We start from the raw sequence: 22,102 nt of genomic DNA on the forward strand, positions 1-22,102 counted from the left end.
ACCCTGATGCCCTATCGCGTGTGCTTCGTCTGCACCGGCAACATCTGCCGCTCCCCGATGGCCGAATCCGTCTTCCGCACGCGTGTGGCGGAGGCCGGGCTCGACGGGCTGATCGAGGTGGACAGTGCCGGCACCGGCGGCTGGCACGAGGGGGACGGCGCCGACCCGCGCACCGTTTCCGTCCTGGAGGCGAACGGCTACGACAGCGACCACACGGCCCGCCAGTTCCGGGCCTCGTGGTTCTCCCGGCTCGACCTGGTCATCGCGCTCGACAGCGGCCATCTGGAGGCCCTGCGACGCCTCGCGCCGACCTCGGCGGACGCGGAGAAGGTCCAGCTCCTGCGCTCGTACTCCCGCCCGTCGCCCGACCACCCCCCCTCAACGAGTGCTTCGCACGCCTCTTCTGAATCCGCAGGCCACGACCTCGACGTACCGGACCCCTACTACGGAGGCATGGACGGCTTCGAGGAATGCCTTGAGATGGTCGAGGCGGCGAGCGTCGGTCTGTTCGCCGCGGTTCAGAAACACGTGGAGGGAGAAGCGGCATGACGGATGCCGTTACGGGGCCGGGCGACGGCACACGCGCGGTGCGGGCCGGGCTGCCCGACCCCGTCAAGCACGAGCCGACCCTCCCGGGGCCGGTCTTCGCCGCCCACTACCACCTGCCGGGGGACCCCACGGGCCCGTACACCTACGGCCGCGACGAGAACCCGACCTGGACCCACCTGGAGCGCGCCATCGGCGAGCTGGAGGCGCCGGGCCAGGGCGGCGTCGAGACCCTAGTGTTCGCCTCGGGTGTGGCCGCCGCCTCGGCGGTCCTCTTCTCACAGCTGGGTACTGGCGACACGGTCGTGCTGCCCAGCGACGGCTACCAGGTGCTGCCGCTCATACGCGCGCAGCTCGAGGCGTACGGCATCGAAGTGCGCACCGCGCCGACCGGCGGCGACGCCCAGCTCGGCGTACTCGACGGCGCGAAGCTGCTGTGGATCGAGAGCCCGTCGAACCCTGGGCTCGATGTGTGCGACATCCGGCGGCTCGCCGCGGCGGCACGCGCGCGTGGCTGCCTGGTCGCCGTCGACAACACCCTGGCGACCCCGCTCGGACAGCGCCCGCTGGAGCTCGGCGCCGACTTCTCGGTGGCCAGCGGCACCAAGCAGCTCACCGGGCACGGGGACATTCTGCTGGGGTACGTCACTGGTGGCGAAGGCCCGGCCATGGCCGCCGTGCGGCGCTGGCGCAAGATCGTCGGTGCCATTCCGGGGCCGATGGAGGCCTGGCTCGCACACCGCTCCATCGCCACGCTCCAGCTGCGCGTCGACCGGCAGAACGCCACCGCCCTGGTCCTGGCCGAGGCGCTGCGCGGCCGGGACGAGGTGACGGGACTGCGCTATCCGGGGCTGCCCGACGATCCCTCGTACAAGATCGCCTCGCAGCAGATGAGGCGCTACGGGTGTGTGGTGTCGTTTTCGTTGCCCACGCGCGCGCGTGCCGACCGTTTCCTCGAGGCGCTGCGCCTGGTGGACGGTGCGACGAGCTTCGGCGGGGTGCGGTCCACGGCCGAGCGGCGTGGACGGTGGGGCGGGGACGCGGTCGGGGAGGGCTTCATCCGGTTCTCGGTCGGCGCCGAGGACCCCGAGGACCTGGTGGCGGATGTGCTCCGCGCCCTCGATGAGTCGGCGCGGTGACAGCTTCCTGGGCGACCGATCAGTAACCCGAAATCGGACGGCGGACGGTCCGAGCCTCCCCCCTCGTGGCTCGGACCGTCCCGGTTCTGCGCGCGAAGAACCGCGCGAACAAGGCTAGTTGACTCTGTGTCAGTGTCCAATCACAGTAGCGACAGAGACCTATCGACTTATTTATAGTTGAGCGCTGCCGTGGGGCTGGAGAGAGGGGCGACACACCATGGATCTGGCCTTGCTACGGACCTTCGTGACCGTGCACCGGGCTGGCTCCTTCACCCGCGCCGCCGCGTTGCTCGGCCTCTCGCAGCCGGCCGTCACCTCCCAGATCCGCACTCTGGAACGTCAGCTGGGGCGACCCCTCTTTCTGCGCCAGGCCCGCGGCGTGACCCCCACGACCATCGGCGACGAGCTCGCCCACAAGGCCGCCCCGCATCTGGACGCCCTTGTGGAGATCGCCGAGACCGGCCTCGACGAAGCCTCCTCAGTACGCACCCTTCACCTGGCCGGGCCGCCGGAGTTCACCGCCGAACGCGCTCTGCCCGCGCTGACGGAGCTCACCGGAGACGACGGTCAGGGCCTCGCTCTGCGCGCCTCCTTCGGCAACGCCGAGGAGACGCTGGAGGGGCTCGCCGCCGGACATCACGATCTGGCCATCAGTACGGCCCGTCCGCGCGGTGCCCTGCTCACGGCGACTCCGCTCTGCGACGAGGAGCACGTCCTGGTCGCCTCGCCGCGCTGGGAGGCCCGTATCGGCTCCGACAAGCTGCTCTGCGAGGGCGCGCCCGCCCTGGAGAACTTCCCCGTGGTGGAGGTGCACGAGTCGCTGCCGTTCGTCGCTCGCTACTGGGCCGCCGTCTTCGACTCCCGCCCGGCAGCGTCGGGCACCGTCATCGTCCCCGACCTGCGTGCGGTCCTCGCCTGCGCGATCACCGGCGCGGGGCTCGCGGTGTTGCCCCGCTATCTGTGCGCAACGGCGCTGGAGTGCGGCGACGTGGTGGCGCTGCTCGAACCCGCGGTGCCCCCGCTGCGGACGTACTTCCTGGTGGTACGCACCGGCACGCTCGCCATGCCGCATATCGCGCGGGCGCACGAATGGTTGCTTCAGGCCGCCACCGACTGGTCATGACGGGGATGTTTCACGTGGAACCAGCGGGGCCACATTTCTTCCATGACCGTCCGACCCGTGGTCAAGCGCACCGCCCGCGCCGTCCTGCTGGACGGCGACGACCTGATCCTGATCAAGCGAACCAAGCCCGGCGTGGATCCCTATTGGCTGACGCCCGGCGGCGGGGTCGAGCCCGAGGACACGACTGTCGTCGACGCGCTCCATCGTGAAGTGCACGAGGAACTCGGCGCCAAGATCACCGACGTGGTGCCATGCTTCGTCGACACCGTCGAGCACATTGGCGAGGACGGCGGCGCGACCGGCGTGAAGGTACAGCACTTCTTCGTGTGCCGGCTGGAGTCGATGGACCCCTCCCGGCGTCATGGCCCCGAGATCGACGAGCCGATTGGCGAGTACGAGATCGTACGCATTCCCTTCACCCGGGTGGGGATCGCCTCCGTCCATCTCGTACCGCTGTCGCTGCGGCACTATCTGGACGGCAACATCGAGGGCGTACGGGCACTGCACGCTCCTGACCTGGGCTGACGTCCCGCTTCTCAGGCGGGCGGCGGGGTCAGTCCACGGCCGCGACGAGTTCCTCCACCGAGTCGTGGCGTATCCGCTCCGACGGGATGCCGATGTCCCGCAGCGTGTGCACACCACTGCGGATCATGCCGGGCGGGCCCGAGAGATACGCGTCGAACTCGTTCCACGGCCCGTAGTCCCGTACGGCGTCGGGGAGCTGGACATGCGCCTGCTGGTCGACGATCGGGCGGACCGCGAGCCAGGGGTGGATCTGCTGGAGCCGCAGCATCGTGTCGATGTCGTACAGGTCGTGATCGGTGCGGGCACCGTAGAAGACCTCGACCGGGCGCCGCTCGCCATGCTCGGCGACGTCCTCGACCAATGCCTTGATGGGGGCGATCCCGGTGCCGCCGCCCAGGCAGAGCAGCCCGCTGTCGGTGGTGTGGTCGACGGTCATCGAGCCCGTCGGCGGGCCGAGCCGGATGATGTCGCCGGGCCGGGCATGGTGCACGAGCGCGTTGGAGACCCAGCCCGCCGGAACCGCCTTCACATGGAAGGACAGCAGCCCGTCGGAGCGGGGTGCCGAGGCGAAGGAATAGTGCCGCCAGATCCGCGGCCACCAGGGCGTCTCCAGGCTGGTGTACTGCCCGGCCAGGAAGGGATATGGCTGGTCGGGGCGGACCGTGATGACGGCGACGTCGGGGGTTCTGAGGTCGTGCGAGACGACCTCGGCGTGCCACCAGGCCGGGGCGAGCAGCTCGTCCGCGGCCGCGGCATCGATCATGATCTGCGAGATCGTCGTATACGTCCGGACCCAGGCCGCCTCGGTCTCCTCGTCCCAGATCGCCGAGGCGTACCGGCTCAGGGAGCCGATGAGGCACTCGCCGACAGCCGGGTAGTGCTCGGGTCGGGTGCCGTACTTGCGGTGCCCGCGGCCGAGGTTCTGCAGATACGCGACCAGGACCTCGGTGTTGTCGATGTGCTCGGCTGCGGTCAGCAGCGCTTTGAGCAGCCGGTCCCGCTGGGTGTCCATCGCGGCCGGGAACAGCGGGCGCAGGTCGGGGTGGCGCACGAAGAGCAGGGCGTAGAAGTACGAGGTGACCTTGTCGGCAATGGGGGCCACCTCGGCCATGGTGCGGCGGATACGGACGGCGTCGGGAGACGCGGGACGGGAGGGGGCGGAGCGCTGTTCGGGGACGCGGGGTTGGGGGTCCTGCTGGTACGGAGCGGTGGTCTCGCCGGGGGCGCCGGTCGGGGAGGCGTTGGTGGTGTCGGCTCTGGCTTCGGTGTTGGCGTCGTTGGCCGGGCCGGCTTCCGCGACGGGAGATATTCGTTTCTGCGCTGCCTTGCCATTGTCCGTCGCCGGCCTGCCCACGGGGCGCAACGCGGCCAGACGGCTTCCCTCGGCCGACTCCTGCTCGCCGCCCACGGGCGGCTCCGGCTGCCTGCGCGGCGTGAACCAGCCGCCCTCGCCGTTGCCCCCTGAAGTGCCGTTGTCGGCCGACGTGGTGGTCGGAGCGTCCATGCTGTGCCTCGCCTCGAACATCTTTCGGTCGGTCTGCGCACTTCCTCGATCGGAAGATGCCTGCTTTCCCCGCAGACGGCTTGTTTTTCCGTTCTGTCCCGTCGGCCGATTCGGGCACATTCAAGCCCGAAATCCCGCCCCCTATGGACAAGTAAGGCAAGATTGTGACAATGGCCGCACTACCGCCATCGCAGCGTCCCACCCTTCGCCAACACCCTGGCCGCATTACGGAGAATGCGGGTCTTCGATCTCTCTGTCCCGTTAGGCTGCGTTGACCTGCGCTCGTTCCCCGCGGGACATGCGCGCGACACGCGCACATCACACCGGAACCGGAACCGGAGTCGACCCTACCGGTCACGGTCCGCCGCACAAGTCCCCAGTTTCCTGCGCCCGGAATTGCGAGAGACCGAACCGGCAATTCCTTCAATTATCGGGAACTTCGGACCAGTTGATAGGCATCCACCAGATCACGCCCCACATAGGAGTGCGTGGCCAGACCCGTCAGATGCTGATCCGCATTGACGGCGACGGATACCGGAACCGCCCCGAACAGGTCCTTGTCCGACATCGAGTCGCCGTACGCAATACAGTCCGCCCGCCCCAGTCCGTACTCCGCGCAGAGCCGGTCCGCGATCTGCACCTTGGCGGCGGCGCTCAGAATCCCCGCCGGATCCACAGGCTCGGTGAACGGCACGGCAGGGAAACGCGAACCGTGGGCCGCATGCGCACCCCACTCCGTCAACCGCTCCACGAAGAACGACGGCGACAGCGAGATGACGGCACAGTAGTCGCCGCTCCCTCTGATCTCCGCCCAGACGTCCTCAATGCCCGACAGCCAAGGAGCCCCCGCGAAGGCCGCCGCCACATGTGCCTCGGTGAGTTCCGCCCAGAGGGCATGCACATGCGTCGCATACTCCAGCGGGCTTATACGCCCCGCGCCGACCGCCTTGTCGAGGGCCACCGTCTCGGCTTCCAGCCCGAGTTGCCGGGAGATCTCCACGGGCGCCGAGCTGCCGTGCAGCAACGTCCCGTCCATATCGAAGAGATGAAGTCTCGCCATGTACGCCGAGGCTAGTACGCGGGGTTACTCCCGCTGTCAGACGTCCTCGCTGCTCCCGCCCGGCACGGTGTTTCACGTGAAACTAACTCGCCCCGTACGCCGGGCCACCCTCGTTGTCCATGTAGCCGCCTCTGCATGCTGGCTCGGGCTCACGCTCGGGCTGCTCGTGCTCGGGGTCACCGCGACCACCACCGGTTCCGCAGTCACCGTCGAGGCTTCCGTCCGCGCCATGAAGCTCTTCGCCGACTGGCTCCTGCTCCCCCTAGCGTTCCTTACCTTCCTCAGCGGTCTGGTGCTGTCCCTGGGCACCCCATGGGGTCTGGCGAGGCACCGATGGGTCTACACGAAGTTCTGGCTGACCCTGGCCACGATGACCGCCACAGTCTTCGCGCTGCGTCCTGGAGTCAACTCCGCGGTCGCCGCCGTCTCCGCGGGCGGACCACTGCCCGACGTCAGCGAGGTACTGGCCGGGCCGATCGTCTCGCTGTCCGCCTATGTCTTCATGACGGTGATCTCGGTCCTCAAGCCCTGGGGACTGACTAGGCGTGGTCAAAATCTGCGCAAGGCTGCCCGGAAACCGGTGGACGCCGAGCGCACCCGTCAGACAGCCTGACCAGCGTGCCGACTCCTTCCCTCGCCGCCCTGCCCATCCGCCGTCTGACGCCGCGTGACCTCGCCGCCTGCGCCGACTTGTCCGAGAACCGGGGCTGGCCCCGTGAGGAGCACAAGTGGGGTCTGCTACTGGCGGCGGGCAGGGGCTATGCCATCGACGCCCCGGACGGCGGTCTTGTCAGCGCCTGCGTCGTGACCTCGTACGGACCACGGGAGCGCCCCGATCTGGCCGCCATCGGCATGGTGCTGGTCGCCGAACGGTACGCCCGGCAAGGCGTTGGTCGCCGCCTGATGCAGCACGTCGTCACGGAACTGGGCACTACCCCGCTGACCCTGCACGCGACGCCGTACGGCCGCCCTCTGTACGAGGAGCTGGGCTTCAAGGCCACTGGCCGGGCCGAGATGGTCCGCGGGCACTTCACGCCCGGCGACCCGGAGCCCGAGGCCACCACGCGTGCGGCCACGGCCGAGGACCTTCCCGCGATCCTCCGGCTCGACGAAGAAGTCTTCGGCACCGACCGCACGCACATGATCACGCGACTGCCGGCCTTCGCCGACCAACTGCGCGTCGCCGAGGAGGACGGGCGGATCATCGGGTACGCGGCCGCCTGGCCCAATTTGGATAACCATGTCGTGGGCCCGCTGATCGCCCGGGACATGGAGACGGCGAAGGCGCTCATCGCCTCGCTGGCCGCCCACACCACCCGCGTACTGCGCACCGATATCGATGTACGGCACGAGGAACTGCTGGCGTGGGTCAAGGCCCGGGGCCTCGCCTCCACCAGCTTCAACGCGGTCATGACGTACGGCATCGCGGAACTCCCCGGCGACTGGACGCGCCGGTTCGCTCCCCTGACGGTAGCGGCAGGCTGACCTACTGGATTAGCGAAACGTAGCGATCCTGCGGCAGAGTGTCACGTGTACGCTCGGCGCACAGGCGACGTCGGGCACCCTCCTCGGTCAGACCATGCGGCCTGACCGACCAGCGTCCGGAGGGACGTGCCACGCGGGCTGACGGCTTCCGCCGCTCAGCACCAGGGCACGAAGGCGATTGGCCTACACCCTGAACAACGCTCAGGATCCCTAAGCCAATCAGAGACGCTGAGCCGCCCTGTACGCGGCTGCCACAACGATGCTGGCGTGTCCGCCCCCGCGCCCGCACAGGGCACGCCTGCGCAGGGCGTGCCCGCATAGGCTGCCGCCATGGGAGACCTCGAGATACGACCCGCTGTCGCGGAGGATGTCCCCGTCATCGTCGCGATGCTCGCCGACGATCCGCTGGGCGCCCAGCGCGAGTCACCGGACGACCTGACCCCGTACCTGACCGCACTGGACCGCCTGAGCGGTGACCCGAACCAGCACTTGGTCGTCGCCGTACGCGAAGGCGGCCGCGTCGTCGGCACCCTTCAGCTCACGATCGTTCCCGGCCTGTCCCGCAAGGGAGCGACCCGCTCGATCATCGAAGGCGTGCGCGTTCACGCCGACGAGCGCGGCAGCGGCCTGGGTTCCCGCCTCATCGAGTGGGCCGTCGACCAATCCCAGCGCGAGGGCTGCCAGTTGGTCCAGCTGACCTCCGACGCCACCCGCACCGACGCCCACCGGTTCTACGAACGCCTCGGGTTCACGGCCTCCCATGTGGGGTTCAAACTGCCTCTCTGAGGCGGTGTATACATCCCGCGGAGGCGTCGTGTTTCACGTGAAACACGACGCCTCCCGTCGTACGGGACACTCTTGTCGCGCGGGATACTGCTCGTCCGACGCTGCGGCTACCGCACCCCGCGCCACCCCTCCGGGTCCACGCCACCCGGCACCGGCGCCCCCTCGTCGTACGGTCGCCGCGTGAAGACAAACGACCCCAGGTCCAGATGACTCACCGACCCATCGGGACGCCGTACGGCCCGCAGAAGCTCGCCCGCGTAGTAGCCGTCGAGTCCCGTCCATGTCCCGTCGCCGTTGGCCCGGAAGCGCGAGCGGCGGCCATTGCCCGACAGGGGCCCGAGCGAGACGCCTCCATCAGCTGTGAGACGCAGCACGGAGGCCTGCGTACCCCAGTACCACGGCCCTGCCAACTCCAGTACGGATGCGTCAACTTCAGGCAACGGACGCCACGGCTCGGGGACCCGGGGCTCTGCCTCGGCGACGATGCGCACGAGGTCCGCGGCAACCGTCGTCACCTGCGGGCCCGAGGTGCAGTTGGTGAGCACGACGGAGGCCAGATCATCCTCGACGCTGATCACGAGACCGGCGAGGAAGCCGGGTAGGGACCCCGAATGCCCCACAAGGATCCGCCCGTCCCGGTGCTGAATCTGCATGCCAAGGCCATAGGCCGTACCGGCCACCACCTCCTCGGCCTCGGGCGGTGCCGCAGGCGTACGCATCTCCAGCACCGACCGCGCACTCAGCACACGGTCGTCTCCCTTGGCCAGGAAGGCGGCGAAGCGCGCCAGATCGCCTGTGGTCGACCAGAGTTGACCGGCCGGCGCCATCCGGCCCAGATCCTCGGCGGGCTCCGGCAGCATCACATCCGCCCAGGGATGCACGGCCCAGCCGCCGGCGTGCGGTTCCTGTGGGCGGCTGCTCGTACGGTGCAGCCCCAGAGGTTCGAGGACCTCACGCCGCAGAGCCTCCTCCCAGGGGGCGCCCCTCAGCTCCTCGACCAACGCGCCCAGCAACGCATAGCCGGGGTTCGAGTAATGGTGCCGCCGCCCCACGGGATGCCGGTGCGGCTGTTCGCCCAGCACATCGGCGAGCTCTGGACGTAGCGAGCCCGGCGTGCGCTCCCACCAGGGCGCAGGCGACTCGGCCGCCAACCCGCCCGTATGCGTGAGCAGTTCGGCGATCGTCGCCTCCCCCGCCCCCGTGTCCGGCAGATGCTTCTCCAGCGGATCGCCGAGGTCCAGCACTCCCTCGTCCCGCAATCGCAGCACCAGCACCGCAGTGAACGTCTTGGTGATCGACCCGATCCGGTACTGCACGTTCTCGTCCGGCCCGTGCCCGTCCACCGAGGTCCGCGCCCCGTGCCACACCGCCTCCCCGCCCCGCACGACCACCGCCACCATCGACGGCGCCCGTCCCTCGGCCTGAGCGGTGGCAATACGGTGCAGCAGGGCCCGGCGCGTACTGGGCAGCAGCTCTTCCTGAGGTGTCGTCATGAGCCCAGTCCACCTGGTCGGCCGCCCCGCGTCGAATTCAATAAGCGTGACCGCATCCGCGGAGCCGCTGCTTGAGACGACAACCTGGCGCTCGTGCGTACGCAAGGTGATGTGCCACTTCGCTCACCAGCGGTGAGGGTTCAACAACTCCTCCAGGCGGAGGGCCGTGAGGCGCCGATCACCGCAGACGCTGTGCTCGCAGAACGGTGTCGTGGGTGTGGTGCGTGCCCTCGGGGCCGGGAGCGGTTCGCGGGCGGGTTTCGTTGATCAGAACGGTCCAGTTGTGATCGAGGAGCCTGGCGATGTCGTCGGGCTGGTAGCAGTCGCTGGGGTCGAAGCCCTGTTCCGGGCGCGGGGACAGGTCGGCGCGGTCGTGGGTGGCGAAAAGCAGGGTGCCGCCGGGTGCGACGGCGTCCAGCAGGCCGCGCAGCGCAGTGTGGTCCGGCTGGTGTGGAAGGGGGAAGTAGTGGGCGGACACCAGGTCGAACGCGCCGGCCGGGGGTGGCGTGCTGGTCAGGTCAGCCCGTGTCCACGCCACGCGTCCAGTGATGTCCGTGGCTGCTGCTGCGCGTTGCAGGGCTGCCTGTGAGATGTCGACCGCGGTGACCTGCCAACCCCGCCGGGCCAGCCAGAGAGCGTCGGCGCCCTCACCGCATCCCACGTCGAGCGCCTCCCCTGGCGGCAGGTCGGTGACCTCGGCGATGAGCACCCCGTTTGCGGCGCCGCTGAACAGCCGGTCACGGCTGCGATACCTGTCGTCCCAGAACTGTGCGTCCATTGTCCTCACCTGTCCTCACCCTCGGCAGTGATCTGGTGCGGTCAGCAGTCGGATGCCGTAGCGCCGGTCGCCCATGACCTGTTCGCGGAGGTGGGCTTCCGCATCCGGTGAGAAGAGATGCTGCCGGGCCTGCACGGCGGATGTCCTCTGCGCTGAGGTCAGCGTTGATCGCTGCCGCCGCGTGCGCCGACCCGCCGTCGACGATCACCACCTCATACGGGCCACTCCAGCTGAGCTGGGGTTGTCGGCTCATCGTGACCACCTCCGGCACCAATCTGGCCCCGCCAGCGACAAGCTGACAAAGGATCAGACTCAGGCCTGCATATCCACAAAGCGCGAGTAGTGGCCCTGGAAGGCGACCGTGATCGTCGCCGTCGGACCGTTACGGTGCTTGCCCACGATGATGTCCGCCTCACCCGCGCGCGGGGACTCCTTCTCGTACGCATCCTCGCGGTGCAGCAGGATCACCATGTCCGCGTCCTGCTCGATCGACCCGGATTCACGCAGGTCGGAGACCATGGGCTTCTTGTCCGTACGCTGCTCGGGGCCACGGTTCAGCTGCGACAGCGCGATGACCGGAAGCTCCAGCTCCTTGGCCAGAAGCTTCAGGTTCCGCGACATGTCGGAGACCTCCTGCTGACGGCTCTCGGCCCGCTTGGAACCGCCCGACTGCATCAGCTGCAGATAGTCGATGACCACGAGCTTCAGGTCACTGCGCTGCTTGAGTCGACGGCACTTGGCGCGGATCTCCATCATCGACAGGTTCGGGGAGTCGTCGATATAGAGGGGAGCGGCCGAAACATCCGGCATCCGGCGCGCGAGCCGGGTCCAGTCCTCGTCGGTCATCGTGCCCGAACGCATGTGATGCAGAGCCACACGCGCCTCCGCCGACAGCAGACGCATAGCGATCTCGTTGCGGCCCATTTCGAGCGAGAAGATCACACTCGGCATGTTGTGCTTGATCGAGCAGGTCCGCGCGAAGTCCAGCGCCAGCGTGGACTTACCCATGGCAGGACGCGCCGCGATGATGATCATCTGGCCCGGGTGCAACCCATTCGTGAGCTGGTCGAGATCGGTGAACCCAGTCGGTACTCCGGTCATCTCCCCCGAGCGCGAACCGATGGCCTCGATCTCGTCGAGTGCACCTTCCATGATGTCGCCGAGCGGCAGATAGTCCTCCGTGGTGCGCTGCTCGGTGACCGCGTAGATCTCGGCCTGAGCGCTGTTGACGATCTCGTCGACGTCGCCGTCGGCCGCGTATCCCATTTGCGTGATGCGCGTACCGGCCTCCACCAGTCGGCGCAGCACCGCACGTTCGTGGACGATCTCCGCGTAATACTCGGCGTTCGCCGCCGTCGGCACCGTCTGAACAAGGCCATGTAGATACGACGCGCCGCCGACCTTGGTGATCTCGCCACGCTTGGTGAGCTCGGCGGCGATCGTGATCGGGTCAGCAGGCTCACCCTTCGCGTAGAGGTCGAGGATCGCGCTGTAGATGGTCTCGTGCGCCGGCCGGTAGAAGTCATGTCCCTTGAGCAACTCGACCACATCGGCGATGGCGTCCTTGGACAGCAGCATGCCGCCGAGTACGGACTGCTCGGCGTCCAGGTCCTGCGGCGGCACGCGCTCGAAGGACGAACCTCCGCCGTCCCAGACGCCGTTGTCCCGTCCGCGCTCGTGTTGCTCGTCTCGACCCCTGCCACCATCACGCCGACGGGAGGCGGGCAGACGATCACTGGGACCGCTGTCGGCCCACGGGTCGTCCAAGGGCTCGGAAATACTCACCGAGCCACCTCCTCCCGTCCGCCGAGCGGACCTAGCCGTGCCTCATCTTTCTACGGCACGGCACTGACAAATGAGAGGCCCAACTCCGGTTCTCACGCGTCGGTTTTGCGAGGTTTTCCGAGGACGGAAGGGAAGCGGGCGCCGGACCACGGTAGGCCTGCGGGCACCGCCAGCCAATCTGGTTATCCACAGGCCATGTGGACGACTGCCCGGATGCTGTGGAGAACCTCGCGAAACCTGTGCACGACCCGGTGGACAGGCCTGTGAACAAGCCTTCGCCCCACTTTCCACACCTACCTTGACCTGCACATATCCCGTCCACTGGCTGTGCAGAAGAAAAACTTCCGCAATAGGGCCAAGATCGTTACGAACGGCCCGCGACGGCACCCTCCACAAGGAGAGAAGTAATGGTCACTCAGCAGTTGCATCTCTTACCTGTGGAAGATTAGATTGATGTGCATGACACAGGCTTCAGCGGCACCCAAGGCCGCCCGGCGTCGGCACGACCGAGAGATCGTCGCGCTGGCCGTCCCGGCCTTCGGCGCACTCGTCGTCGAGCCTCTCTTCCTCATGGCCGACAGCGCCATCGTCGGCCATCTCGGCACTCCGCAGCTCGCCGGTCTCGGTGTCGCCTCCGCCCTCCTCACCACCGCCGTCAGCATCTTCGTCTTCCTGGCGTACGCCACCACGGCCGCCGTCGCCCGCCGCGTCGGCGCGGGTGATCTCCAAGCCGCGATCCGTCAGGGCATGGACGGCATCTGGCTCGCGCTCCTGCTGGGGGCAGCCATCATCGCCGTCGTCATACCGACGGCTCCCGCCCTGGTGGAGCTTTTCGGCGCCTCGGACACCGCCGCTCCCTACGCCACCACGTATCTGCGGATCTCGGCGCTCGGCATCCCCGCGATGCTCGTCGTTCTCGCCGCCACCGGAGTACTCCGCGGACTGCAGGACACAAAGACACCGCTGTACGTCGCCATCGCGGGCTTCATCGCCAACGGAGCCCTCAACGCAGGCCTGGTCTACGGTGCGGACCTCGGCATCGCCGGCTCCGCCTGGGGCACCGTGATCGCCCAGTGCGGTATGGCCGCGGTGTATCTCGCTGTCGTCGTCCGTGGAGCACGAAAGCACGGCGCCTCACTGCGACCGGACGCCGCCGGGATACGCGCCTGTGCCCAGGCCGGAACGCCTCTGCTGATACGTACGCTCTCGCTGCGGGCCATCCTGATGATCACCACCGGCGTGGCAGCCCGGCTCGGAGACGCGGACATCGCCGCACACCAGATCATCCTGGGGCTGTGGAATCTGCTCGCCTTCGCCCTGGACGCGATCGCCATCGCCGGTCAGGCGATCATCGGCCGCCATCTCGGCGCGGGTGACGCCCAAGGCGCCCGCGACGCCTGTCGCCGCATGGTGGACTGGGGCATCGCGGTCGGCGTCGTGCTCGGTGTGCTAGTGATCGTCACCCGGCCGCTCTTCGTCCCGCTCTTCACCAGTGACTCGGTGGTCAAGGACGCAGCACTGCCCGCTCTCGTCGTGGTGGCCCTCTCTCAGCCGGTCTGCGGCATCGTCTTCGTACTCGACGGCGTCCTGATGGGCGCCGGAGACGGCACTTACTTGGCACGGGCGATGCTCGTGACGCTCGCTGTCTTCACGCCCGCCGCCCTGCTCGTACCTGTTCTCGGCGGCGGCCTGACGGCGCTGTGGGGAGCAATGACTCTGATGATGACAATGCGCATGCTGACCTTGTGGCTGCGCTCCCGCTCAGGTCGCTGGATCGTCACCGGGGCGACGCGCTGAGCAGATCTGAGCACAACCGGATGCGCGCGGTTTCACGTGAAACGACGACCACTTGGCGGACCGGTGCACGCCGTTTCACGTGAAACACGGGTGTCCATACGTCCCAGCCAAGGCGTCTGCCTCCAAAGGACCCGGACCGCATGCGCAGGGACATTCATGTGGGGCCGAACCCCGAAAGGCACGGCCCCACACTGTTTCAGCGAGCGCAGCACTTAGGCAGCGACGACCTCGATGTTGACCTTGGCGGCAACCTCGGGGTGCAGACGTACGGACGTCTCATGAGCGCCCAGCGTCTTGATCGGCGAGCCCAGCTCGATGCGGCGCTTGTCGACCTCGGGGCCACCGGAAGCCTTGATCGCCGAGGCGATGTCGGCCGGGGTGACGGAACCGAAGAGCCGACCGGCGTCGCCGGAGCGGACGGCCAGGCGGACCTTGACGCCCTCGAGGCGTGCCTTGATCTCGTTGGCCTGCTCGATCGTCTGGATCTCGTGGATCTTGCGAGCGCGACGGATCTGCTCGACGTCCTTCTCGCCGCCCTTGGTCCAGCGGATCGCGAAGTTCCGCGGGATCAGGTAGTTGCGGGCGTAACCGTCCTTGACGTCGACGACGTCGCCCGCGGCGCCGAGGCCGGAGACCTCGTGGGTGAGGATGATCTTCATCTGTCGGTCACCCTTCCCTTATCGCGCGGTGGAGGTGTAGGGCAGCAGCGCCATCTCACGGCTGTTCTTGACGGCCGTGGCGACGTCACGCTGATGCTGCGTGCAGTTGCCGGTCACGCGGCGGGCACGGATCTTGCCGCGGTCGGAAATGAACTTCCGCAGCATGTTCGTGTCCTTGTAGTCCACGTACGTGACCTTGTCCTTGCAGAAAGCGCAGACCTTCTTCTTCGGCTTGCGCACAGGCGGCTTCGCCATGGTGTATCTCCTGTGTGATCAAGAAGTGTGGGTGCGAACCCGCCCTTAGAAGGGGGGCTCGTCCGAGTAGCCGCCGCCGTTGCCGCCGGAGCCGCCGGAGCTTCCGCCCCAGCCGCCACCGCCGCCACCCTGCTGGCCGCCGCCAGCCGGCGCACCGGTTGCCCAGGGGTCGTCGGCGGGAGCGCCGCCGCCCTGCTGCTGACCGCCGCCGGGGCTTGAGCCCCAGCCGCCGCCCTGCTGGCCGCCGCCACCGCCGCTGTAACCGCCCTGGCCGCCTCGGCCCGTGGTCTTGGTGACCTTGGCCGTGGCGTTGCGCAGGCTCGCGCCGACCTCGTCGACGTCGAGCTCGTAGACCGTGCGCTTGACGCCCTCACGGTCCTCGTAGGACCGCTGCTTCAGCCGGCCCTGCACGATGACGCGCATGCCTCGCTGGAGCGACTCGGCGACGTTCTCCGCCGCCTGACGCCAGACCGAGCACGTCAGGAAGAGGCTCTCGCCGTCCTTCCATTCGTTGGTCTGACGGTCGAAGGTGCGGGGGGTGGACGCGACACGGAACTTCGCGACCGCCGCACCGGAAGGGGTGAAGCGCAGCTCGGGGTCGTCGACAAGATTGCCGACGACCGTGATGACGGTCTCGCCTGCCATTGGGGGAACCTCTCGGCGGGTTTGCTGCTGGCTGCTTGTGCTGCTACTCGATGCCCGAGATCAACTGAGCGGGAGAGCTCAGTGCATCTCGGGACGGAGGACCTTGGTCCGGAGGACCGACTCGTTCAGGTTCATCTGGCGGTCGAGCTCCTTGACGACCGCAGGCTCGGCCTGCAGGTCGATGACCGAGTAGATACCCTCGGGCTTCTTCTTGATCTCGTACGCGAGACGACGACGGCCCCAGGTGTCGACCTTCTCCACCTTTCCGTTGCCCTCACGGACAACGGAAAGGAAGTTCTCGATCAGCGGGGAGACAGCGCGCTCCTCGAGATCGGGGTCGAGGATGACCATCACCTCGTAGTGACGCATGTGGAACCCACCTCCTTTGGACTCGGCGGCCACGGTCGTTCCGTGGCAGGAGGGTTGTGATGCGTTAGCAACGGTATCGGCCGCCACTGACAATCGGGCTCGTCACTCAGTGAATTGAGTGGGAGTCGCGTCATGGCATGGGCAGACACCGGTGCAGACGGTACAGACTACCCGGACACCGGCTTCCGGTTGAAATCCGGGGGTGGGGGCCGTCAATCTGTACACATCGGGTGTGTATGGCGCTATGATGCGCCGTTTTCCGCAGGAGGTGCCCTATGGCACAGACAGTGCGCCCCAACGTCGCCGGATCCCTGTTCGCCACCGATCACAAGCCCCACCCGCTCCAGGACACGCTGCTCGCCGTGACGCTGGTGCTGGGGGCGACGTCCTTCATCACGGCGATGTTCCACCACCTGCATCTGATCAGCTCCTGGACGGGGCTGCTGGGGATTCTCACGGGAGCGGCCGGACAGTTCGTGTCCGTGACGACGCGGGAGCGCTTCGGTCTGATTTTGGGTCTCGGTGCGGCGGGTGTCGGCTTCATGCTCGGCATGGCGCACGGCGGTCTCTTCGGCTGAGCGATTCCCCGGCGGACGGGGACGTCGGCCAACGGCCTCCCCACTCCCGGCTCATGAGCCGGACACCCCTTCCGGACCGCCCGGCCGCGTATGCGCCGGGCCCAGTTCCCTAGGGCCAGACGGGGCGCTCGCAGGGCGCAGTAGGCTTCGGCGCGAGAGCCGGAGCCCCTGTACCCATGGGGACACACCAGCCCGAGGAGCGCCCCGTATGAGCCTGACCCTGAGGACCATCAGTCGAGAGCAGCATCTGGCGTACATCCAGAGCCTGCCCGCGGCGAGCCACATGCAGGTCCCGGCCTGGGCAGACGTCAAGGCGGAGTGGCGCGCCGAGAATCTCGGCTGGTTCGACGACAGGACAGGCGAGATGGTCGGGGCGGGCCTCGTGCTGTACCGACAGCTACCCAAGATCAAGCGCTACCTCGCCTATCTGCCCGAGGGCCCGGTCATCAACTGGTTCGCGCCAAATCTGACCGAGTGGCTGGATCCGATGCTCGCGCATCTCAAGCAGCAGGGCGCCTTCTCCGTGAAGATGGGCCCACCGGTCATCATCCGGCGCTGGGAGGCCGCTTCGATCAAGAAGGGCATCCAGGATCCGGACGTGAAGCGGCTGCGCGACATCGAGGCCGACTTCATCGAGCCGCGCGCCTTCGAGGTCGCCGACCGGCTGCGTCGCATGGGCTGGCAGCAGGGCGAGGACGGCGGGGCCGGCTTCGGCGACGTACAACCCCGCTATGTCTTCCAAGTACCGCTGGCCAACCGGTCGTTGGAGGACGTACACAAGGGTTTCAACCAACTGTGGCGGCGCAACATCAAGAAGGCCGAGAAGGCGGGCGTCGAGGTCGTCCAGGGCGGCTACCAGGACCTCGAGGAGTGGCAGCGCCTCTACGAGATCACGGCCGTACGCGACCACTTCCGGCCCCGCCCGCTCTCGTACTTCCAGCGCATGTGGACGGCCCTCAACAACGAGGACCCCAACCGCATGCGGCTCTACTTCGCCCGGCACAACGGCGTGAACCTCTCCGCCGCGACGATGCTGGTCGTCGGTGGGCATGTCTGGTACTCGTACGGCGCCTCGGACAACATCGGGCGTGAGGTCCGGCCCTCGAACGCGATGCAGTGGCGCATGCTGCGCGACGCCTACGCGCTCGGTGCCACGGTCTATGACCTGCGGGGCATTTCCGACTCGCTGGATGAGACCGACCACCTCTTCGGCCTCATCCAGTTCAAGGTGGGCACGGGTGGGCAGGCCGCCGAGTACCTCGGCGAGTGGGACTTCCCGCTGAACAAGCTGCTCCACAAGGCGCTCGACATCTACATGTCGCGCCGCTGACGCATCAGAATTTGCCTTCATACCTCTGATACACCGCAGCCACGAGAAAGGTTCCAGGTCCGGCCATGGCGCTCACCCTCTACGTCGACACCGCGCGCTGGCGGGCGCACCACAAGCACGTGTCCGAGCAGTTTCCGGGGCTCGTCCCCGTCTGCAAGGGCAACGGGTACGGATTTGGCCACGAGCGCCTTGCGGACGAGGCCACGCGGCTGGGTTCGGACATCCTGGCCGTCGGCACGACGTACGAGGCCGCCCGGATCAAGGACTGGTTCGGCGGTGACCTGCTGGTGCTGACGCCGTTCCGGCGGGGCGAGGAGCCCGTGCCGCTGCCCGATCGCGTGATCCGCTCCGTGTCGTCGATCGACGGGGTCTACGGCCTCGTGGGCGCCCGCGTCGTCATCGAGGTCATGTCCTCGATGAAGCGGCACGGTGTGAGCGAGCACGACCTGCCCCAGCTCCACGCCGCCATAGAGAACGTGCGGCTGGAGGGCTTCGCGATCCACCTGCCGCTGGACCGTACCGACGGCTCGGACGCCGTCGAGGAGGTCATCGGCTGGATGGACCGGCTGCGTGCGGCCCGGCTGCCGCTGCACACCATGTTCGTCAGCCATCTGAAGGCCGAGGAACTCGCCCGTCTGCAGCAGCAGTTCCCGCAGACGCGTTTCCGCGCCCGCATCGGTACGCGGCTGTGGCTGGGGGACCACGAGGCGACGGAGTACCGCGGAGCCGTCCTGGACGTCACGCGCGTCTCCAAGGGCGACCGCTTCGGCTACCGGCAGCAGAAGGCGGCTTCTGACGGCTGGCTGGTGGTCGTGGCGGGCGGTACGTCGCACGGGGTGGGCCTGGAGGCCCCGAAGGCCCTGCACGGCGTCATGCCGCGCGCCAAGGGCGTCGCCCGGGCCGGCCTCGCCACGGTCAACCGGAACCTCTCGCCGTTCGTCTGGGGCGGCAAACAACGCTGGTTCGCGGAGCCTCCGCACATGCAGGTCTCGATCCTGTTCGTGCCGGCGGACGCGCCGGAGCCGAAGGTGGGCGAGGAGCTGGTGGCCCATCTGCGGCATACGACGACGCAGTTCGACCGGCTTGTGGACAGGTAGGGCAACAGACTCGCTTCAAGCGAGTCTGTTCTCGATGACAGAGTGAGATCGAGTCACTCTGTTGCCGTCGGTGCACACGAAGGGTCTCACCAGACCGGAGGGGCTTGCCGCAAATTCGCCTTGCGGCAAGCCCCTCCTTTTCTCTTGCGCTGGTGATCAGGCGGCTGCGTTGAGCAGGAGCGTCTCCAGCCGTGCGCCCGCGTTCCACGCCGCGAAGAGCTCACGCGGCATGACGGTGATCCCGTGCCGGGCCGCGAGAGTCAGCGCGCTCTTCGTGAACCGGCAGGTCACCGCATAGAGCGCGATGTCGGCGCGGTGTTCGGGTCGTGCGGCCCCGATGAACTGCTGCATGTCGGCGGTGGTGACCGCGCGGTGGGCGGCCTGCCGCTTGCACTGGATCACCAGCCGCCTCCCGTCCGGCAGCAGGGCGATGACGTCCGCGCCCAAGTCGCCTTTTCCACCGGTGACGACGACGTCAGTGCAGCCGTCCCGGCGGCACAGCTCGGCGACATGCTGCTCGAACTGCTTCCAGCTCATGACGTCGACGGCGGGCATCAGGCTCGCCAGTTCTGGGCGGGACGTGCCGGGCGCGGCCTCGTACAGGGTCGCGTTGATGGCATCGACGTCCTCCCGGAGCCGACTCACGTCGCGGCGCAGTTCCGAGCAGGTCTCGATCATCGCGTTCTGCATCGGGATGACGGTCCGGGACAGGATCGAGGAGACAGTGCGCTCGGTGATGCGGACGATGCGGGCGTCCAGGCTCTCCTCCTCTCTCGGCGCGGCGGGCAGGTTTTCCACAGGCTGTGGACGGTTTCCCTGTGCGTCATTGAGGAGCTCGTACCGCACCTGACGTGCGACGTAGCTGTCTCGGAGCAGCATTCCGGTGTTGAGGATGGCGCGTTTCGTGAACAGAGCCAGGGATGCTGTCCGCGACTGAATCCGACTGAGCTCCTTGAAGGAGCTCAGTTCTGTACCTGTCAGAACGTGGTAGCCGTTCGACTCAAGTTCTTCCCGGTGGTCGAGCACCAAGGACCTGATGGCCTTGATGCCCACCCCGTAGTACTCCGCGACCATGGCACTCGTCGCATGCACCCCATCCGGCAACAGCCGCAGTCCCCCGACCCGCTCCAGGATCTCCGTCCGCTGCGCCATCCGGCTGCGCAGTGTCGGGGATTCGAGGAGTACGCCTTCGATGGACTCTTTGTTGTCTTTCCAATGAGCGAAGACCTTCGGATACGTCCCGCTCGCGTGGTCCGCGTGGTCTTCTTCGGTCGTCCGGGTGGACGACCAGCGCTGTTCACTCACAGCGATCACCTCCGTAGCAGAACGTAAGATCGACGGAGGCTCGACTATGCGAGTTTTACACTGTTTCACTCATTAGTGGCAGATTAAGTAGTTCCGCTGGATTATCCTCCCCACTGGACGTAGGGGCTCTCGCGTCAGCCCCTCCCATCGACCGCCACGGGCAGCCCACGGCCCCCGCCCTGTTCGCTCAGGGCGAACCGCCGCCCGCCGACGTGCCCCGGCTGCCCCACTCCACGTGCGGCCCGTCGAAGTGCGCCGCATGCTGCGGCGGATGGGCCGCGGCTCCCAGGACGAAGGCGTCCTCCGCGCCGTCCAGTACCCCGCCTGACGGATCGTCGTCCCCGGCCCGGCGTACTACGTCACGTTCCGGCATGAGGATGTCGCGTACGACGACGGCACACAGGTAGAGCGTCCCCAAGAGGTGGATGACGATGACGACGTGATAGCCGTCGGTGGGCAGTCCCTTGTGGGCGTCGCCACTGGTCGTGTACGCGAGGTACATCCAGATCCCGAGGAAGTAGGCGACTTCGCACGCCTGCCAGATCAGGAAGTCCCGCCACTTGGGGCGGGCCAGCGCGGCGAGGGGAATCAGCCACAGTACGTACTGCGGTGAGTAGACCTTGTTGGTGAGGATGAAGGCCGCGACGACCAGAAAGGCGAGTTGGGCGAAGCGCGGCCTACGTGGGGCGGTCAGCGCGAGTCCCGCGACGCCCAGGCAGGACAGCAGCATCAGCACCATGGCGAGCGTGTTGACGGTGTCGGTGGTGAGCGGGCTGTCCATGCGATGGGACAGGACGAGCCAGAACGAGCCGAAGTCGACGCCGCGCTCCTGGCTGAATGTGTAGAACTTCGACCAGCCCTCTGGGGCGAGCAGCAGCACCGGGAGGTTCACGACCAGCCAGGCGCCCCCCGCGCCGCGCAGCGCGGTGCCGAACTCCCGCCACCGGCCCGCGCGCCAGCACAGTACGAGCAGCGGCCCGAGGAGCAGGAAGGGATAAAGCTTGGCGGCCGTGGCAAGGCCCAGCAGGACGCCGAAGGCGAGCGGGCGGCTCCGCGCCCACATCAGCATCGCGGCGGCCGTCAGGGCGACGGCCAGCAGGTCCCAGTTGACGGTGGCGGTGAGCGCGAAGGCGGGTGCGAGGGCGACCAGCAGACCGTCCCAGGGCCGCCGGCGGTGGGTGCGGGTCGCACAGACCGCGATGACCGCCGCGCACACCATCAGCATCCCGGCGTTGACCATCCAGTAGACCTTTGCCTGGTCCTGGATGCTGCCGCTGCCGGGTGTCAGCCAGGAGGCGACCTCCATGAACACGCCGGTCAGCACCGGGTATTCGAGGTACTCCATATCGCCGCTGAGCTTGTCGAAGTACGGTACGAGCCCTTCGGCGAAGCCGCGGCCCTGGTAGAGATGCGGGATGTCGGAGTAGCACGCGTGCGTGTACTGCGAGCTGGCCCCGACGAACCAGGCGCCGTCGTAGCACGGCAGCTTCTGCACCATGCCCAGGGCGAACATGCCGATCGCGACGAGCGCGATGACGCGTACCGGGGTCCACCAGGACGTTCCGAGCAGCGCGCGCCGTCCGATGGGGCCACCGATCAGCTCGCTGCCGGTTGCGGCGACCGCGTCCTCCTTGGTCGGCCGTACCGGCTCCGGCTCGTGCGAGCTCGCTCGCTTCGTCTCTGCACTGGGCATGCCGACCATCCTGCCGTACGTAGCTGAGGGTGTGCTGGGTCCAGTCGCCGTGGCCGTGACTGGTTGCCTGGCTGAAGGCCTTCGCCTTGTGTACGACAAGGGCCGCCGCACCCTGGTCGGTGCGGCGGCCCTTGTTTCACGTGAAACAGT

The 22,102-nt window shown here is 67.8% G+C and carries 22 protein-coding genes; 11 read left to right on the forward strand and 11 right to left on the reverse strand.

Annotated elements, in window-relative coordinates; genetic code table 11:
- The first annotated feature begins 6 nt into the window (after positions 1-6).
- The 4 genes from ACYVO6_RS32220 (at position 7) to ACYVO6_RS32235 (ending at position 3,333) form a co-directional block, all read left to right on the forward strand.
- Positions 7-549, forward strand: coding sequence for a low molecular weight protein-tyrosine-phosphatase (locus ACYVO6_RS32220; RefSeq protein ID WP_461067345.1), 543 nt, complete (start codon positions 7-9; stop codon positions 547-549).
- Positions 546-1,685, forward strand: coding sequence for a cystathionine gamma-lyase (locus tag ACYVO6_RS32225; RefSeq protein WP_461067347.1), 1,140 nt, complete (start codon positions 546-548; stop codon positions 1,683-1,685). Before ACYVO6_RS32220 ends, ACYVO6_RS32225 begins: the two co-directional genes overlap by 4 nt.
- Before the next feature lie 217 nt (positions 1,686-1,902).
- Positions 1,903-2,808 (forward strand): LysR family transcriptional regulator, encoded by a 906-nt coding sequence (locus ACYVO6_RS32230; RefSeq protein WP_461067349.1) that lies wholly within the window; start codon positions 1,903-1,905, stop codon positions 2,806-2,808.
- 42 nt (positions 2,809-2,850) lie between these two features.
- Entirely contained in the window at positions 2,851-3,333 is a 483-nt protein-coding gene (locus ACYVO6_RS32235; protein ID WP_461067351.1) for an NUDIX domain-containing protein, read from the forward strand.
- A 28-nt stretch (positions 3,334-3,361) separates the two neighbouring features.
- Here ACYVO6_RS32235 and ACYVO6_RS32240 read toward each other — a convergent pair whose 3' ends face one another.
- Together ACYVO6_RS32240 and ACYVO6_RS32245 are read right to left on the reverse strand one after the other, a co-directional pair.
- A complete protein-coding gene (locus ACYVO6_RS32240) occupies positions 3,362-4,837 on the reverse strand; it encodes a globin domain-containing protein (RefSeq protein WP_461067353.1) in 1,476 nt (491 codons plus the stop codon).
- Between the two features lie 427 nt (positions 4,838-5,264).
- A complete protein-coding gene (locus tag ACYVO6_RS32245; RefSeq protein ID WP_461067355.1) occupies positions 5,265-5,897 on the reverse strand; it encodes an HAD family hydrolase in 633 nt (210 codons plus the stop codon).
- Between the two features lie 76 nt (positions 5,898-5,973).
- Between ACYVO6_RS32245 and ACYVO6_RS32250 the strand changes: the two genes are divergently transcribed.
- The 3 genes from ACYVO6_RS32250 (at position 5,974) to ACYVO6_RS32260 (ending at position 8,168) form a co-directional block, all read left to right on the forward strand.
- Positions 5,974-6,510, forward strand: a complete 537-nt coding sequence (locus tag ACYVO6_RS32250) for a DUF2269 domain-containing protein (RefSeq protein WP_461067357.1) — start codon at positions 5,974-5,976, stop codon at positions 6,508-6,510.
- 5 nt (positions 6,511-6,515) lie between these two features.
- Positions 6,516-7,382 carry a GNAT family N-acetyltransferase gene (locus ACYVO6_RS32255; protein WP_461067359.1) on the forward strand — a complete coding sequence of 289 codons (867 nt, stop codon included), beginning with the start codon at positions 6,516-6,518 and terminating at the stop codon, positions 7,380-7,382.
- A gap of 330 nt (positions 7,383-7,712) precedes the next feature.
- A complete protein-coding gene (locus ACYVO6_RS32260) occupies positions 7,713-8,168 on the forward strand; it encodes a GNAT family N-acetyltransferase (RefSeq protein WP_461067361.1) in 456 nt (151 codons plus the stop codon).
- 107 nt (positions 8,169-8,275) lie between these two features.
- Here ACYVO6_RS32260 and ACYVO6_RS32265 read toward each other — a convergent pair whose 3' ends face one another.
- The 3 genes from ACYVO6_RS32265 to dnaB all read right to left on the reverse strand — a co-directional run bounded on the left by ACYVO6_RS32265 (position 8,276) and on the right by dnaB (position 12,224).
- A complete protein-coding gene (locus ACYVO6_RS32265; RefSeq protein ID WP_461067363.1) occupies positions 8,276-9,661 on the reverse strand; it encodes a serine hydrolase domain-containing protein in 1,386 nt (461 codons plus the stop codon).
- 178 nt (positions 9,662-9,839) lie between these two features.
- Positions 9,840-10,439: a class I SAM-dependent methyltransferase gene (locus ACYVO6_RS32270; protein WP_461067365.1), complete on the reverse strand. Its 600-nt coding sequence runs from the start codon at positions 10,437-10,439 to the stop codon at positions 9,840-9,842.
- Positions 10,440-10,751: 312 nt separating this feature from the next.
- Complete coding sequence (dnaB, locus tag ACYVO6_RS32275) at positions 10,752-12,224, reverse strand: replicative DNA helicase (RefSeq protein ID WP_461067367.1); 1,473 nt, start codon at positions 12,222-12,224, stop codon at positions 10,752-10,754.
- 459 nt (positions 12,225-12,683) lie between these two features.
- On the opposite strand from dnaB, the gene ACYVO6_RS32280 reads away from it, so the two are divergent.
- The gene (locus tag ACYVO6_RS32280) at positions 12,684-14,021 is read left to right on the forward strand and encodes an MATE family efflux transporter (protein ID WP_461067369.1); all 1,338 of its coding nucleotides are present in this window, start codon (positions 12,684-12,686) and stop codon (positions 14,019-14,021) included.
- Between the two features lie 212 nt (positions 14,022-14,233).
- Here ACYVO6_RS32280 and rplI read toward each other — a convergent pair whose 3' ends face one another.
- From rplI to rpsF, 4 genes are all read right to left on the reverse strand, one after another.
- The gene (gene rplI / locus ACYVO6_RS32285) at positions 14,234-14,680 is read right to left on the reverse strand and encodes a 50S ribosomal protein L9 (protein ID WP_033321283.1); all 447 of its coding nucleotides are present in this window, start codon (positions 14,678-14,680) and stop codon (positions 14,234-14,236) included.
- Positions 14,681-14,698: 18 nt separating this feature from the next.
- Positions 14,699-14,935 (reverse strand): 30S ribosomal protein S18, encoded by a 237-nt coding sequence (rpsR, locus tag ACYVO6_RS32290; protein ID WP_003949403.1) that lies wholly within the window; start codon positions 14,933-14,935, stop codon positions 14,699-14,701.
- Positions 14,936-14,980: 45 nt separating this feature from the next.
- A complete protein-coding gene (locus ACYVO6_RS32295) occupies positions 14,981-15,580 on the reverse strand; it encodes a single-stranded DNA-binding protein (RefSeq protein WP_461067371.1) in 600 nt (199 codons plus the stop codon).
- 78 nt (positions 15,581-15,658) lie between these two features.
- Entirely contained in the window at positions 15,659-15,949 is a 291-nt protein-coding gene (rpsF, locus tag ACYVO6_RS32300) for a 30S ribosomal protein S6 (RefSeq protein WP_033321285.1), read from the reverse strand.
- 275 nt (positions 15,950-16,224) lie between these two features.
- On the opposite strand from rpsF, the gene ACYVO6_RS32305 reads away from it, so the two are divergent.
- The 3 genes from ACYVO6_RS32305 (at position 16,225) to ACYVO6_RS32315 (ending at position 18,954) form a co-directional block, all read left to right on the forward strand.
- Positions 16,225-16,527 carry a hypothetical protein gene (locus tag ACYVO6_RS32305; protein WP_461067374.1) on the forward strand — a complete coding sequence of 101 codons (303 nt, stop codon included), beginning with the start codon at positions 16,225-16,227 and terminating at the stop codon, positions 16,525-16,527.
- A gap of 208 nt (positions 16,528-16,735) precedes the next feature.
- The gene (gene femX / locus ACYVO6_RS32310) at positions 16,736-17,857 is read left to right on the forward strand and encodes a peptidoglycan bridge formation glycyltransferase FemX (protein ID WP_328770340.1); all 1,122 of its coding nucleotides are present in this window, start codon (positions 16,736-16,738) and stop codon (positions 17,855-17,857) included.
- Between the two features lie 65 nt (positions 17,858-17,922).
- Positions 17,923-18,954: an alanine racemase gene (locus ACYVO6_RS32315; RefSeq protein ID WP_461067376.1), complete on the forward strand. Its 1,032-nt coding sequence runs from the start codon at positions 17,923-17,925 to the stop codon at positions 18,952-18,954.
- A gap of 156 nt (positions 18,955-19,110) precedes the next feature.
- Here ACYVO6_RS32315 and ACYVO6_RS32320 read toward each other — a convergent pair whose 3' ends face one another.
- Both ACYVO6_RS32320 and ACYVO6_RS32325 read right to left on the reverse strand, forming a co-directional pair.
- The gene (locus tag ACYVO6_RS32320) at positions 19,111-20,259 is read right to left on the reverse strand and encodes a restriction endonuclease (RefSeq protein WP_461067378.1); all 1,149 of its coding nucleotides are present in this window, start codon (positions 20,257-20,259) and stop codon (positions 19,111-19,113) included.
- Between the two features lie 187 nt (positions 20,260-20,446).
- Positions 20,447-21,961, reverse strand: a complete 1,515-nt coding sequence (locus ACYVO6_RS32325) for a glycosyltransferase family 87 protein (protein WP_461067380.1) — start codon at positions 21,959-21,961, stop codon at positions 20,447-20,449.
- Between the last annotated feature and the right edge of the window lie 141 nt (positions 21,962-22,102).

It is taken from the genome of Streptomyces pseudoechinosporeus (genome assembly GCF_054783935.1).

Excerpts from the sequence above, each read along its gene's own strand:
- ACYVO6_RS32220 (WP_461067345.1), top strand. The coding sequence starts at position 7 with ATGCCCTATCGCGTGTGCTTCGTCTGCACCGGCAACATCTGCCGCTCC.
- ACYVO6_RS32225 (WP_461067347.1), top strand. The coding sequence starts at position 546 with ATGACGGATGCCGTTACGGGGCCGGGCGACGGCACACGCGCGGTGCGG.
- ACYVO6_RS32230 (WP_461067349.1), top strand. The coding sequence starts at position 1,903 with ATGGATCTGGCCTTGCTACGGACCTTCGTGACCGTGCACCGGGCTGGC.
- ACYVO6_RS32235 (WP_461067351.1), top strand. The coding sequence starts at position 2,851 with ATGACCGTCCGACCCGTGGTCAAGCGCACCGCCCGCGCCGTCCTGCTG.
- ACYVO6_RS32240 (WP_461067353.1), bottom strand. The coding sequence starts at position 4,837 with ATGGACGCTCCGACCACCACGTCGGCCGACAACGGCACTTCAGGGGGC.
- ACYVO6_RS32245 (WP_461067355.1), bottom strand. The coding sequence starts at position 5,897 with ATGGCGAGACTTCATCTCTTCGATATGGACGGGACGTTGCTGCACGGC.
- ACYVO6_RS32260 (WP_461067361.1), top strand. The coding sequence starts at position 7,713 with ATGGGAGACCTCGAGATACGACCCGCTGTCGCGGAGGATGTCCCCGTC.
- ACYVO6_RS32265 (WP_461067363.1), bottom strand. The coding sequence starts at position 9,661 with ATGACGACACCTCAGGAAGAGCTGCTGCCCAGTACGCGCCGGGCCCTG.
- ACYVO6_RS32270 (WP_461067365.1), bottom strand. The coding sequence starts at position 10,439 with ATGGACGCACAGTTCTGGGACGACAGGTATCGCAGCCGTGACCGGCTG.
- ACYVO6_RS32280 (WP_461067369.1), top strand. The coding sequence starts at position 12,684 with ATGACACAGGCTTCAGCGGCACCCAAGGCCGCCCGGCGTCGGCACGAC.
- rplI (WP_033321283.1), bottom strand. The coding sequence starts at position 14,680 with ATGAAGATCATCCTCACCCACGAGGTCTCCGGCCTCGGCGCCGCGGGC.
- rpsR (WP_003949403.1), bottom strand. The coding sequence starts at position 14,935 with ATGGCGAAGCCGCCTGTGCGCAAGCCGAAGAAGAAGGTCTGCGCTTTC.
- ACYVO6_RS32295 (WP_461067371.1), bottom strand. The coding sequence starts at position 15,580 with ATGGCAGGCGAGACCGTCATCACGGTCGTCGGCAATCTTGTCGACGAC.
- rpsF (WP_033321285.1), bottom strand. The coding sequence starts at position 15,949 with ATGCGTCACTACGAGGTGATGGTCATCCTCGACCCCGATCTCGAGGAG.
- ACYVO6_RS32305 (WP_461067374.1), top strand. The coding sequence starts at position 16,225 with ATGGCACAGACAGTGCGCCCCAACGTCGCCGGATCCCTGTTCGCCACC.
- femX (WP_328770340.1), top strand. The coding sequence starts at position 16,736 with ATGAGCCTGACCCTGAGGACCATCAGTCGAGAGCAGCATCTGGCGTAC.
- ACYVO6_RS32315 (WP_461067376.1), top strand. The coding sequence starts at position 17,923 with ATGGCGCTCACCCTCTACGTCGACACCGCGCGCTGGCGGGCGCACCAC.
- ACYVO6_RS32325 (WP_461067380.1), bottom strand. The coding sequence starts at position 21,961 with ATGGTCGGCATGCCCAGTGCAGAGACGAAGCGAGCGAGCTCGCACGAG.